This window comes from Caballeronia udeis (assembly GCF_001544555.2).
Taxonomy (GTDB): Bacteria; Pseudomonadota; Gammaproteobacteria; order Burkholderiales; family Burkholderiaceae; genus Caballeronia; species Caballeronia udeis.
The window spans coordinates 19,190-32,330 of the sequence record NZ_FCOK02000098.1 but is presented as its reverse complement, the minus strand read 5'-3'; the positions used below and the strand labels follow the sequence as shown (position 1 = coordinate 32,330).

General features: G+C 59.4%; 13 protein-coding genes and 1 pseudogene. 7 read left to right on the top strand and 7 right to left on the bottom strand.

Going from position 1 to position 13,141, the window contains the following annotated elements; genetic code table 11:
- Positions 1–240: 240 nt before the first annotated feature.
- The 3 genes and pseudogenes from AWB69_RS51130 to merT form a co-directional block, all read right to left on the bottom strand.
- Positions 241–411 (bottom strand): annotated as a pseudogene (locus tag AWB69_RS51130) (IS110 family transposase); the annotation flags it as partial.
- A gap of 594 nt (positions 412–1,005) precedes the next feature.
- A complete protein-coding gene (locus AWB69_RS40110; RefSeq protein WP_007175898.1) occupies positions 1,006–2,229 on the bottom strand; it encodes an ISL3 family transposase in 1,224 nt (407 codons plus the stop codon).
- A 172-nt stretch (positions 2,230–2,401) separates the two neighbouring features.
- Entirely contained in the window at positions 2,402–2,752 is a 351-nt protein-coding gene (gene merT / locus AWB69_RS40105) for a mercuric ion transporter MerT (protein ID WP_007182510.1), read from the bottom strand.
- Positions 2,753–2,823: 71 nt separating this feature from the next.
- Between merT and merR the strand changes: the two genes are divergently transcribed.
- Positions 2,824–3,258, top strand: coding sequence for an Hg(II)-responsive transcriptional regulator (merR, locus tag AWB69_RS40100; RefSeq protein ID WP_007182511.1), 435 nt, complete (start codon positions 2,824–2,826; stop codon positions 3,256–3,258).
- 123 nt (positions 3,259–3,381) lie between these two features.
- Here the strand turns inward: merR and AWB69_RS40095 are convergent, their stop codons facing one another.
- Together AWB69_RS40095 and AWB69_RS40090 are read right to left on the bottom strand one after the other, a co-directional pair.
- On the bottom strand, positions 3,382–3,762 hold the full coding sequence (locus tag AWB69_RS40095) for an HVO_A0114 family putative DNA-binding protein (RefSeq protein ID WP_007182513.1): 381 nt from the start codon (positions 3,760–3,762) through the stop codon (positions 3,382–3,384).
- Positions 3,759–4,055, bottom strand: a complete 297-nt coding sequence (locus tag AWB69_RS40090) for a toxin-antitoxin system TumE family protein (protein WP_007182514.1) — start codon at positions 4,053–4,055, stop codon at positions 3,759–3,761. Before AWB69_RS40090 ends, AWB69_RS40095 begins: the two co-directional genes overlap by 4 nt.
- Before the next feature lie 877 nt (positions 4,056–4,932).
- On the opposite strand from AWB69_RS40090, the gene AWB69_RS40085 reads away from it, so the two are divergent.
- The 4 genes from AWB69_RS40085 (at position 4,933) to AWB69_RS49990 (ending at position 10,773) form a co-directional block, all read left to right on the top strand.
- Positions 4,933–6,831: a phage integrase family protein gene (locus AWB69_RS40085; RefSeq protein ID WP_062092318.1), complete on the top strand. Its 1,899-nt coding sequence runs from the start codon at positions 4,933–4,935 to the stop codon at positions 6,829–6,831.
- A 239-nt stretch (positions 6,832–7,070) separates the two neighbouring features.
- Entirely contained in the window at positions 7,071–8,255 is a 1,185-nt protein-coding gene (locus AWB69_RS40080; protein ID WP_062092317.1) for a ParA family protein, read from the top strand.
- Positions 8,256–8,261: 6 nt separating this feature from the next.
- Positions 8,262–9,236, top strand: coding sequence for a ParB/RepB/Spo0J family partition protein (locus AWB69_RS40075; RefSeq protein WP_063978014.1), 975 nt, complete (start codon positions 8,262–8,264; stop codon positions 9,234–9,236).
- Positions 9,237–9,504: 268 nt separating this feature from the next.
- The gene (locus tag AWB69_RS49990) at positions 9,505–10,773 is read left to right on the top strand and encodes a hypothetical protein (protein ID WP_062092316.1); all 1,269 of its coding nucleotides are present in this window, start codon (positions 9,505–9,507) and stop codon (positions 10,771–10,773) included.
- Positions 10,774–10,777: 4 nt separating this feature from the next.
- Here AWB69_RS49990 and AWB69_RS40065 read toward each other — a convergent pair whose 3' ends face one another.
- Positions 10,778–11,026: a helix-turn-helix domain-containing protein gene (locus AWB69_RS40065; protein ID WP_062092315.1), complete on the bottom strand. Its 249-nt coding sequence runs from the start codon at positions 11,024–11,026 to the stop codon at positions 10,778–10,780.
- Between the two features lie 85 nt (positions 11,027–11,111).
- Positions 11,112–11,297 (bottom strand): hypothetical protein, encoded by a 186-nt coding sequence (locus tag AWB69_RS40060; protein ID WP_062092314.1) that lies wholly within the window; start codon positions 11,295–11,297, stop codon positions 11,112–11,114.
- Positions 11,298–11,893: 596 nt separating this feature from the next.
- Here AWB69_RS40060 and AWB69_RS40055 point away from each other — a divergent pair.
- Together AWB69_RS40055 and AWB69_RS40050 are read left to right on the top strand one after the other, a co-directional pair.
- The gene (locus AWB69_RS40055) at positions 11,894–12,301 is read left to right on the top strand and encodes a hypothetical protein (protein ID WP_062092313.1); all 408 of its coding nucleotides are present in this window, start codon (positions 11,894–11,896) and stop codon (positions 12,299–12,301) included.
- A 13-nt stretch (positions 12,302–12,314) separates the two neighbouring features.
- Entirely contained in the window at positions 12,315–13,133 is an 819-nt protein-coding gene (locus AWB69_RS40050) for a ParA family protein (protein ID WP_062092312.1), read from the top strand.
- The last annotated feature ends 8 nt before the right edge of the window (positions 13,134–13,141 follow it).

The following is a 13,141-nucleotide window of genomic DNA, read 5'->3' as shown; positions in this document are numbered from 1 at the left end:
GCATATGCTCCGACAACTGGTTCAAGTGCGCCGTTCCGTGCGCGATTGCGCATGACGACTTCAGAAACAACTTGCGTGTTCATGGTTGCTCTCCTCTGAATTGGCGGCGAAGCCATCTGAGCAGAGCACGGTCTGTTATGTGAAGTCTATAGTTGTTGAAGCGCACCCGGAGTCCAGCAAAATTGGGCGATCGCACCTCGGAATGACCGAGAAACCTTGCATAATCCCGAGGCGCCCATAAAACGTCGCCTCCACCACCACTCCCTCTAGCTCAGCCTGATAAGGCGCGAGAGCTGCCACAATTAGTCCGAGATCATTGGTCAGCCGCTTGCAGTACAGCACCCGATCCTGGTCGTCGATCACGGCGACCACGGCGTTGTTCGAGTGCAGATCAATTCCGCTAAACTTCATTTCAGCCTCCTGAACGGGTCGGTTGAGCGTTGCATCCCAACTCTAGACCCTGGCCGCCCCCTTCTCTGGGCGGCCAGGAGGCCTTTCAATGATTATCAACTCGCAACGCTACCGCGACTCACGTGCCGCCCCGGCCTCGGCACAAAAGCGTTTGCAGACGCGAACTAAAGGTGTCACTGGCAAAAGTCGGTACGCCGGTAGCGGTGGCTGGCAGTAAGGTCCGAGTCCGCCCACCAAGAGCGACCTGTCGACAACGCCCCTCGGATCGTCAAGAATTGCTGTCCAGTTTTCGCGGAGAATATGTGATCGGACGTCATTTGCTGCGTCGTTCGTTTCGCAGCTCTTTATTTTTGTCAAACGTTCATGCTGCTTTATGTGATTCATACGTAAAGTAGCCAATTCTGCTCTCGTGGCGACCTGACGATATGGCGTGGTAGCCAACACGCGCTCGCACCTTTGACTATCGTGCTAAAAACGTAGGGCTTGTTGGCTACTTGCGCGGAAGCGTATTGGACGTCGGCATTAACTCGAGGGAAATGACTTCCACAAAGGAGGAAATAAGGGCTATTTCAAAAGTGGAGTGGCTAATGCGGCTTACGAGGCATGTGGGTTGAAGGCCGAGAAGTCGAGCTTGCCTGCGATGAGGAACAGCACGGTTCGCATGGTTTTAAAGCTGGCGTATCCGCGCGCCTTGCGCTTGGCAGCTTGAAACAGGCCATTGATGGCTTCAATGAAACCGTTGGTCTGGCGTGTCTGCGCCCAGGCGACGATGCCGTCGAAATGACGAAGGATCATGCGTGCGACCTCCTTCATGGGTTCAACCTTGGAACGCATGACGTTGCTACACCACCGGCGCAACATCTTGGAGACCACGTGGATTTGCTTGCGATCGAGAATCTCGCGCAGCTGCTCACGGTACATCCAGGCACGGGCCGTGCGGTTGGTGGTGTACTGGCTGATCAGCGCCTCGAGATCGGTCAGTTGCGCGAGATTCAGCGTGTCGGCATCCTTGAGCAACGACCAGCGCATGCCCTTCAGTGCGGGATCGGTCTTCTGCTGCTCGCGGCGCACACCATCGAGCGCTTTGGACGCGTGCGCAACTACATGAAACTTGTCGAACGTCACGCGCGCATCGGGCAGATGCTTGTCCACGCCCTTAATGAAGGCGGGCGACATGTCGATGCTCACCGATTTGACTTGCGCAGGCGTTGCGTTGTGTTTCTCCAGGTGACTGGCAAAGCGCTCGACAACGCCTGCATCCTTGCCTGGCGTGACGAAGACCACGCGCTTGGCATCCATGTCGGCGACCAGCGAGACATAGTCATGGCCCCGTCGGCACGAGGTTTCGTCAATGGCCACCGCGGTGACGTCGGACAAGTCAGTCGCGGCCACGGCCAGATCCACGTACCGATCACAGATGGCCTTCACGCGGTACCACGACAGATTCACCAGACGAGCCACCGCCGCAAATGTCATCTCCCGGCACAGCGTCAGCACGAGCGCTTCAAACAGCAGCGTAAAGCCATCCAGCTTGCCCATCCAGTCAGGCTCTACGAGCCGCACCGAGCCGTCCGGCAGGCGCACACGCGGCACGCGCACCTCCAGATAACAGTCGAACTGGAAAAAGTTGAGATGCCGCAGCCGTTTGATGACGGTGTCGTGCACCGGGTGTTCGCCCGGCACCCCGGGGTACGCAAACCGGCTGCCTGCGACAAAGTCCACGGCAATCGTCAGTTCCGTGCCGAAATCGACGCCTTGCACATACCACGGCGCCTTGATTCCCAAGGCGGCTTCAAACAGCTGGGTTTGGTTCGTCATAGTTCGCTTGGTCTTGCAGGGCTGATTGCCGCATTCTGCCGCAACCAGCCTTGCACCAGCTTATTTACCCACGCGCGTCAAGTGTTCGCTACGCCGGGCTTGCGCCCGCACTTGACCCGGCAGTCCACCCACTCGAGATTCGAAAGAGGCTTTTTTCATGACGAACTCCTGGTCAATAGAACAAGGGCAGTAAGTAGGGGAAACCGAGCGCGATCAATACCAGCGCGACCACGATCCAAAAGATGAGCTTGTACGCGGTGCGCACTTGTGGAATCGCACACACTTCGCCGGGTTTGCAGGCCAATGCCGGTCGGAAAATGCGCCGCCTGGCGAAGAACAACGCAACCAGCGCAGCGCCGATGAAAATCGGGCGATACGGTTCGAGTACCGTCAAATTGCCAATCCAGGCCCCGCTGACACCTAATGCAACCAATACCAGTGGGCCAAGGCAACAGGTTGAGGCGAGAAGCGCGGCTAGGCCGCCGGCGAAGAGCACCCTGCGCCCGTTCTGCTGTTCAGCCATACGCTTTTCCTTTCGAGCCTTGAATGAATAGCGTAACCTTACTTCCGTACCTATGTACGGAGTCAAGCGGTATGGAAAACGGTTGTGAAAGCCTGACCATCGGCGCCTTCGCGAAGGCGGCCGGCGTCAATGTGGAGACGATCCGGTTCTATCAGCGCAAGGGGTTGCTGCTCGAACCGGAGAGGTCGTACGGCAGCATTCGCCGCTATGGTGAGGCTGACGTCACCCGGGTGCGGTTCGTCAAATCGGCGCAGCGGCTGGGCTTCAGCCTGGACCAAATCGCAGACCTGCTGAAACTGGAAGATGGAACGCACTGCGACGAGGCAAGCAGCCTCGCGGAGCACAAGCTCCGCGACATTCAGGACAAGCTCGCCGATCTCCAGCGCATGGAAGCGGTGCTCGCCCAACTCGTGTGCGCGTGCCATTCGCGCAGGGGGCACGTGTCGTGTCCGTTGATTGCCTCATTGCAGCGAGGCGAAGACCCGCGTGACGCCGGCACCGCGTAAGGGCCGTTCGGTCTTAGGGTACGCAAAAGTCCGTTTCTTGAGGGCCCCCATTTAGCGGAGGTCCAATCGATCGGTGTTCTCGGTTTCAAAGCTGCGAATGACGCGGTCCATTCAACGAGCGCGTCATGCAATGAGTACATGGAGATCGACCCGCGACGCCACCGCTCGCACGACCTTGTGGTTGCCATGCCCGGCATTCACGGCGGTTTCGACCGACACGAGGCCGGCGCGTAGCAGCGCGTCGACGTCGCGCTTAACGGCGCTGCGATCGCGATGAAGTCGTGTGGCAATGCCGGTGATCGACGCAGGCTCCGCTTTGATTGCCTGAAAAAGCCCGATCCGAGCAGCAGTGAGCAGCCGCGCGAGGTCAGCCGGATCTTCAAAAGTGACGACGTGCGCTTCCGGGATACGCTCATTACGATCGGCACGTTGCGCAATGCGTCGACCTCGCGCGAAAAATTCCGCCTCGGTACCAACTGCCGTTTCAAGCACTGTGTTCTTCATGTTTCTCTCCGTAACGCTGTCCAGTCGCGTGCGAACCGGTCTTCGATGTCGTCAAAGCTGACAAACTCGACGGGTTCCACGCGGCCAAAGTAATGTCGATGGTGAAAGCCATGCGCATTGTCGTAGCCGACCACCCGGCCATTGTCGCCCTGATGCAAGTCGTGGTTGATGTAGGCAAGGTTGTAGCGGGTCACTGTACCGGCTCCGTCAACCCACACCTCGCGTCGTAGCTCGCCGTTACCTCTGCGCTTCGCGATGGCGTGGCGGTCATCATAAATTTTTCTGTCAGCCATGACCTATTATATCATGGCTGATCCTTGTGATCGGTCATTGAAGAGCGCCGAATATCCGCCAGAGAGCTTGAAATGCTTCGATCATCCTTCGAGTACCTGGCGCCCCTCCGCGACCAGCGCTCGCCGATATCGATCAGTGACGCACGTCAGGTGAACAAAGGCACTCGAGCAGCCGCTCCACTTGCAGGCGGAGGCGCCCTCCTCCTCCGTCGCCGAGTTGGCAGGTTGTTTATAGATAGTTCCTTCGCCAGTAGTTGCTCCGTGCGACTTAAGTCAGCGCACCGCCGCTTTGTGTTGACTTGGCGTCAGCTGCTTCATGCCCTCGCCTGTTCGCAGTCCGATTGGGACCGCTGCACGGCAACTCTCTTAAGTCATGCCCGTTCGAGCGCCTCACCAAGTCGTTGCGATTATTCATATAGTCGCGCCGTCGAACTTGATGAAATCCCACTGCAATCCCGCACAAGTCGAACGCGATGTGCCCGCTCTCGTCAAGCACTGGGCCAACGTCGCCGGGTCGCGCCGTCAACGTGCGACCTCCTTCCCGGAAACGCGAATACGGGCTTTTTCAGAAGGCAGTACAAATTTAGCCGCCGGATGGAAAATCGCCACATCTGATAACCGGAGTTATCGCGAATGGCGATTTGGCTTGTCAGATTGAGGGGTCAGTGATAGCCTTCGCCCAAGTGCCTGATAGCAAAGAACTATTTGGTGTGGATGCCATCGCGTTGGCGACCGTGAAATGAAAACGCCGCCTGACCCAGAGGGGGTGAGGCGGCGTCAGAGGTCACCTTTCGATGTACTCGCACTGTGTCAATCCAGTATTGGTCGCGCACCCGGACCTGTCAAGAAACCGGCCAGAACGCCCTTAACTACAGCCATGAACCGACGCCTGACCCGCCAGCACTTCGCCCTGTACCGGGGCTATCTCGACGGCCTCACTGACGTGCAACTGCACGCGAGCTACGGCGACACCGGCACGGACGTGCGCGTGACACGCCGCTTGATCGCCACGTTGCGCGACACGCTGTCGGTGGCCGCGCGCCGTGCCCGCGACATCGAGGCCGCGCACCTGCTGCGACTGAAACCGGGCAGTATTCCGCCGGCCGAGCTGCACGCGCAGGACTCCGTGCCGACGCTCGACGCGTACCGCGATAGCGTCGATCCGGACGGCGTCTACAGCGAGGCGGAACTGCTGGAGCTGTATCGCGCGGACTTTCCGCCCGAGGCCTCGCCCCGCGTTGACCGGCGCATTGCCCGCAACGCCCGGCTGCGGCGCCGGCAGGCCGACGCGCTGGCCCGCATGGAAAAGGCGCTGGTTCACGATCCGGTGCCGCATCACCCGCTGGAAGGCTGGTTCGAGCCCGCCGTCGTGGCGCGCCTCACGGCCGCGGGCCTGGCGACGCTCGCGGACCTGCTGGCCCTGATCGGCCGACGCCGCAACCGCTGGCACGCCGAGGTGCCGAAACTCGGTCCGAAGGGCGCGCAGCGCATCATGGACTGGCTGTCGCTGCACGCCGGATCGCTCGGACAGGTACTGTCACCGCTGGCCACCACACCGCGCCGGCAGCTGCAGGCCGGACATCCCGCGCTGTTACGGCCGCCGATCGGTGGCACGGTGCCGGACATCGTGCCGATGGAAGCGCTGCGCGTCTCCGCCGAACTCGACGGCTCGCAAGGTCTGAACCGCGCGCCCGTTCCCGCCCACCAGGCCGAACTGAACACGGATCTGGCGGCAGTCTCCGCCTGGGTGAGGATTCGCGGCGCCCGCAGCCCCGACACCGCGCGGACGTACCGGCGCGAGGGCGAGCGCCTGCTGCTGTGGGCGATCGTGCAGAAGGGAAAACCCCTGTCGTCGCTGAACACGCTGGACTGCGCGGAATACATTGATGTGTTCCTGACGGACCCCCAGCCAGCCGCGCGCTGGGTTGGCCGCGGCCGCGTCGAGCGCTTCGAGCCCGCCTGGCGACCGTTCGCCGGCCCGCTCAAAGACCGCAGTCGCGTGGACGCGCGCAAGATCCTGCGTGCCATGTTCAGCTGGCTGGTCGGTCAGAGGTATCTGGCCAGCAACCCGTTTGACGGCCTGCCAAGGTCCAGCGAGGTCGAGGCGGTCAATACCACCGGGCGCACCCTCACGCACGCCCAATGGAAATACGTGCTGCAGACGACGCGGCGGATCGAGTACACGCCGGAGGAGCAGCGCGACCACTTCACCCTGCTATTTGCGTACGCCACCGGCCTGCGCCGGGCGGAACTGGCCGGGGCGATGACGGGTGATCTGACGCGTGCGGCGCTGGACGGCGCACTGGACGACGCGTGGGAGCTAAAGGTACGGGGCAAGGGGCGCCGTAACCGGCGCGTGCCCATGCCGGAAAAACTGATGGCCGAACTGGAGCGCACCCTGACGTCCCACGGCATGCCCGCGCTGCTGGGGTGCCCGAAAGATACACCGCTGATTGCGCATCTGCAGACCGGCAGGCGACTGACGCCGGACGCCGTTGCCCGCCTGTTCAAGCGGATCTTCGAGCGCGCAGCGGATCAGCTGGAGACCCGCTACCCCGGCGCCGCGGCCGATCTGCGCAATGCCAGCACGCACTGGCTGCGCCATACCCACGTCAACCACACCCTCGACAGCGGCGCGGACGTGCGCGACGTGCAGACGAACCTCGGGCACGCCAGCCTGGCCACGACGACGATCTATACAAAAGGGGACAGCGCGCGGCGTTACAGAGCAGTCAATGCGTTCTTCGAGGACGCGCTTCTCGACGCGCAAAGCTAATTTTTCGCATGCGAAAGGGGCGGTAGCAGCCTGCTCCACCAGCGCTTTTCCTCACGTAATTTCTCACGAAAATCCGCCGAACCCAGCATTTAAAGGGCTCCCAGGCGATACATCCCCGTAAAAGTTAACTTGCGTTTACCCAAGGCGACAGCTACGCTTCGGGGAAATTCTATCGGCTGGCCGTATTTTCGCCCAAACGATAGAACACAACCACCGGAATGGAACGCCCTAAGAACGCTATGGATCTCGACCTCGCGAATCCCGGAAAGACGACGCCCGAAGACCTCATCAAGCTCGCCGGCCTATCTGACTTCATGCTTCAGAAGATTCGCGACGAGCTGCTTGAACCGTTCCCGCGGAAAGTCCCGCCGTTGATCAGTTCCGCCCGCGTGCAAGAGATGTGTGGCATAGACACACAGCGGATGGCTTACGCCCTGAAGAAAGGCGAGCTTCCGCAAGGCACGCAGTCCCGTCGAGGCGCTCCACGACAGTTTACCGTGGAGGAGGCGGTTCAGTGGGTTAAGGCCGAATTGAACCCTGCCCCGCGTAACGGTCCAGGCAAAGTCATTGCAGTAGCCAACTTCAAGGGCGGCGTCACGAAAACTACGATGTCGACCATCCTGGCGCAGGGGCTCGCGTTGCGGCGGGGTCGACGAGTCTGTCATATCGACCTAGACCCGCAAGGAAGCGCCACGACGCTTTATGGGATAAATCCGCACGCTGAGGTTGACGCGTCGCAGACGATCATGCCTTTGGTCGAAGCGTTCTTGAAGGGAGAGCCGTTCGACATGTCGACGCTTCCTCAGTCCACTTACTGGCCAAACCTCGATCTGATCCCTTCGTCGACGGAATTGTTCAACGCGGAGTTCATGCTGCCCGCTCGCGCTTCCGCGGGCGCCCGTGGCGAGCGCTTTGAGAACGTACTTCACAAGGGCCTTGAAGCTCTGCGCGATGAATACGACTACATCATCCTCGATACGGCCCCCACGCTTAGCTACCTGACGATCAATGCCATTTTCGCGGCTGACGGTGTGATTGTGCCAGTCGTTCCGGACGTGCTGGCTTTCGCGTCCATGGTGCAGTTTTGGCATCTCTTCTCGGACTTGGTGACCGGCATGGCCGCTAGAGGGGATGAGTCGAGGAAGGAATTCGATTTCATCGACATCTTGGTGACCCGGATGACGCCAAAGCCCGCTGCGAAAGCCGTTCAGTCTTGGATTTCGCAACTCTACGGCTCGAGGGTGATACCTGTCGAGATACCCGAAACCGACGTTGCGCGAAACACCAATATGCGGTTCGCGACCGTCTACGACCTCACGGTCTATGAGGGTGGCGCAGAGACTCTCCGGCGAATTCGAACCCCGTGCGACCAGTTCGTCGACCGGGTGGACGACAAGATCTCGAGTCTCTGGCAAAAAGGATAGACGACCATGGCGACGATGAAGAATTTCGCATCTAAGGCGGCAGGCATCAAGCTCACGAGCGAAGAGGTGGCCGCGGCTGGAAGTCGTCCGGTCGGTTCCCCCCGGACCGCACCGGGGCAGCTCATGCACTTGCAGGCAACCGCCGAGCAACAACATGACGAGATTGAGCGTTTGAAGCGCGCGCTCGCCGAGCGCACAGCCGAGGAAGAAGTCGATCTCGACCTCATCGACGAGGTAGAAGGCAGGCGCCGAAAGCTGAGCCCGGAAGAATACGCTGAACTCAAAGCCAACCTCGAACGCAACCCGCTGATTACACCGGTGGTACTACGCCGCCGGCCTAATGGCCGACGTGAATTGGTCGCCGGCCACAACCGCACTGCCATTTATCGCGAGCTGGGCCGGCCACGCATTCGCGCCGTGACCCAAGATATTGCCGATGAGGATGTCAGCAAGTTCGCATTTTTCAGCAACCTGTTGGCCCCCTCCCTTTCGGACTTCGAGAAGTATTGGAATTTCCTTCAACTGCAGACCGAAACGGGACTGGATCACGCGGCATTGGCAGAGATTGCGGGCATTAGCCGCGTTCATGTGACTCGGATCATGCGCTACGACGCACTGCCTGAGAAAGCGAAAGAGATCCTCTTTCGACGGCCTGAGCGCCTCGGCAGTACTGCGGCGCAGGCCCTTTCTCAGATAGCGGAATCGGGTCGTAGCGAGGAAGTCATTGCGGCCATCGAAAAGCTCGTCAACGACGAGACCATGACGCAAGAGCAGGCTGTGAGCATGGCTCGGGCAAAGCGACCAACGACTGCCGCGCCGGAAAAATTGTTCGTCAAAAGCGGCAAGCGCCACATCTGCGAAATTTCGGTTCGCAAAGGGGTCGTAGGGGTGCAATTCAAGGGCGAGGACGCAGAGTCTGCCAGCGATTGGGCGCAGCGGATTCGAGAGTTCATCGCCGACCAGATTACGAGCAAGGAGTGATGTACGAGTCGTACATGCTTATAAATCAATGACTTACTGGAAAAGAAAGGGGCTTAGATGCAGTCGATGACGCTCTAACGCTAGAAAGACAAAAGCCTTCGGAACGGCTAATTCCGAAGGCTTTTGAATATTGGGCTTGCTGTCGCTCGCCCCTCCTGCTGCACTCCCCCGACGGCTAATCGGGCGAAGCACTGACACTTCGGAGTGTAGCGGAAAGCGATCGGCAGTCAAGCATGTGTCTTCCATTTTTTGAAAATGGACGCTCGACATGTCTATCGCGCAACGCTCTGTTGCTGGCGAGGGTGAAGCTCATCCTTGCGAAGCAGAAACACAAACCGCAGAAGGTGACGCACAAGCTCGCGCCGAATTCACCTGCGACACAACCAACTTGCCTTGGGTGATATTTCGGGCCGTCCATCGTGCCGCGCAACTACAAGGCGTCAGCGCACGCTCCCGCGCCCTGCTCGCTGCCCTCGCCCGCACCGTGGACGCCAAACGCCCCTACGCCGCCATATTCGCGCGCCGAGAGCTGCTTACCGGCCGTGCCATGCAATCCATGCGGACCTTCTATCGCAGTCTCGATGACCTCGAAGCTGCAGGCCTCATCACGCGCCCCCCGCAAAGCCGGTATGGCCAAGCTGGCCTGTTTGGTCGCGCCTACCTCCATCTCACCGAAAGCGCGGCCTTGCTGCTTGGTCTCGTCGCCAAGGAAGCTCCAGCCAGTCACACGGCGTCATCAGATACCAAGTCCGAAGGTGCGCAGCAAGCCCGGGGCGAGTCGCTGAATAGTCGGTCTGCCAATGTGGCAGACGGAGCTATATATAAGGATCTTTTCCCTGCTTCTCAAAAGAGACAACCAGGCACCCTCCCCGCGGATCTCCAACGCCTCACTTCGCTGGGATTTCATGAATTTCTTGTCTTCAAACTCATGACCGAAGCCAAAGCAAACGGCAAATTTCTCTCCGACGTCGTCGATGTCAGCTGGGCTGGACTCAAGAAAGCGCACGCGCCAATCAACTACCTCCGCGCCCTTCTCCGCAAGCCTGTCGACTTCGCGTATCGTGCCCGGCAGCTTCGGAACCAAACCGTTCAGCAGCAACGAGAAGCAACCGAAAATGCGGAAGTAACGGCCACGGTAGCCCGCTGTGTTGGCCAAAGCTTTTACGACGCGATCGGAACCCGACGAATAACCGTCAGCGCGGACGGAAGCACGTTGACCGTGCTTGATGCGGTCGAAGGCATCCCGCGGACCGTATTGAACGGATGGCAATCGGCGTTTGCCAAAGGCGTCCGGAAAGGGGACTTGCTGCCGGCGACCGACGCGCGTGACGCCACGTTCGACGAACTCGCGAGCAATGCGCCAAAGCAGACCGCCGCAGCGAAGACTGAATCGGCTGGACAACCTCGACAGCTCACGGGCGGTATTGCGGGACAGCTCGACGTTATCAAAAACGCGCTGCGTGCGGCAGGGAAGGGGAAGTTTGCAACCGTCTGGTCAGGACAAGCGCAGAGCCGTCCCGCGAACGCCACCGCGTAGTTCGCTACTTGTCCAGGGAGGCAAGTTTCGAGAACGCCGTACCCGGGTCAATGCCACAGGCTCGACACCAGTCGAGATAAAACAAAACGTCGACATATCGCTCTCCGCGCTCGATCTTAGAAACGTTTGGCTGGTCCACGTGCAGCCGCTGAGCGAGTTGCACCTGCGTGAGGTCGGCGGCAAGTCGAAGCCTGCGCATATGGAAGCGCAGACGCTTGTAGCGCTCGTCATTGATGTTGATCGAAGGGGGCATACGCGTATGCTCCCTACTATCGTCAAATATGCCATTTTGACCTATTCGCGATATGATCGTCCTGCGATCAAACGTACGATGAAACTCAGTTGAGCTTGGCTCCAACCAGTGCAGCCGCGTTCCGGACGATCCCGGTGTCGAAGTTCACCGACGCGCGGAGGCCTTCGCCAAAGCTGGTAAAGAAGTCAGTTGAACCGCCATTAGCCATGTGGGCCATGACCGCGGCTTGGATGAACAGGGCGCCGAGCAGGCAGAGAACGAAACGGATCATGTTGGTGTATCACCGCGTCAACGCGGCTTCGATAGGTAAGGGTGGAGGATCATATGTGCCCAGTTTCACTTTCCCTCTGATCCGGGATATCTGCCGGCCGATCACAGCGGCAGACATGTTCAGCCGGTCGCCAACTTCAGCTCTCGTACATCCGGAGTCCAGCAGCGAGACGATCAGCTCCTGATCCGTTGTGATGACGCCGTCCGATTCACACTTTCGCATGCGAAATTTTACTCACTGTTCGACCGCACTGTAATTTTGTACGGAGTGCGCGCAGCGGCGCAGATATGAAAGACTTTCCGACTGCAGCAGTCCTGTCGATCCGGACCAGAAGGGCCGTCGTTCCCGCTCGACTCTACCTGACCGAGCCGGGCCTGACTCGCGGCGTCAGCATCCACGAAACCTTGCCTGTCGGGCACTTCAAATGCACTCAAACACGAGCGATTCTAGCCGAACCAAGTAGCCCGATCCAGGGGGATATCGGACTTATTTCGCACCATCTATTGACCGTCAACATTTCTAATAATAATATCCGTTGCACGTGACCACACGTCACCCATCAAAAATCAATGGACCGTCAATAACCGGAGCGTCTCATGTCTAACACCGTGCAATCGCGCATCTATCAGGCTCTTACCGAACTGATTCCGAATCTTGGAAAGACATCGAGCCGCACGCACTTTGCCCCGCCGCGAGTGGCCGGTGATATGGCAGTCCATTGCACTGTTGACGAAAACAGCGAGGGTCATCTCACCGTCGAGATCGCTCACGACCGGCCCGCGCGCGGGAGCACTAATCCGGCGTCGTGGATCTGCTTCGACGTCGACCCGGCTCGGGCTGTTGCTCGTGTTACGTGCTTTCAGGAAGGCTGTCACTACAGCATTGCGGGCCAACACACCGATGCGCAATCGGCGCGAGTCAATCTTTACGCGGCCAACTGGCTGGCTGTCTTCAATACGTTGGGCCGAGTGTTCGAACCGATCGATCAGGCCATCTACGCGTAAGGCGGGGAGAATCATGCACAAGGTTGGAATTGCGAACCAGAAGGGCGGCGTAGGAAAGACCACCACCGCGCGGCACCTGTCATTCACGGCTATGGAAAGGGGATTGCGCACGCTCGTGATTGATCTCGACCCGCAGGCGAACCTCACCCGAACCATGCTGTACAGGTTGATGATGAATGAGGACGAAACGCTGATGCGTGCCCGATCCGTCAATTGGGACAGCATTCAGCTCCCAGCCATCGCGCCGGAAAGCAGTGCTCACTTACTGTTCATGAGCGGGCAGGAACCTCGGCCTATGTCGATCGCGCCGGGCGTCGATCTGTTCGCCGGGTCCGACGACCTGATAGAAGTACTAGGGTGGCCACTCGATTGCACCCAGCACGCACGGTCTGCGCTGAACCGGCTGGACGATCAGTACGACATCTGCGTGATCGACACGCCCCCGACGATGAGTAACCTGCTCTTTGCCGGAATGATCTGCGCGGATTACCTGCTGATGCCGTGTGACCTGGACAAGGACGCGACCAGCGGGCTGCTCGATCTCACACAGAAGGCTCAGATCATCGCTGAGAACTTCAATCCGGATCTCGAACTACTCGGCGTGCTTCTCAACAAGGTCAACAAACGCCGGGCGTACGACCAGACGGAACGAATCACGCTGCGCCAGAAATGGGGTGACGCCGTGCTGGATGTCGAGTTGCAGGAACGTTCTGGAACAAAACTCGCGAAGGAACATCCAGTCTGGAAAAGCCCACGCGGTGACAGCGACCGGCGCGCAGCAGCGGAAATGCGTTCCGTGTGTGAGTCGCTGTTCAAACGTATTGGTCTGTAAGGGAAATA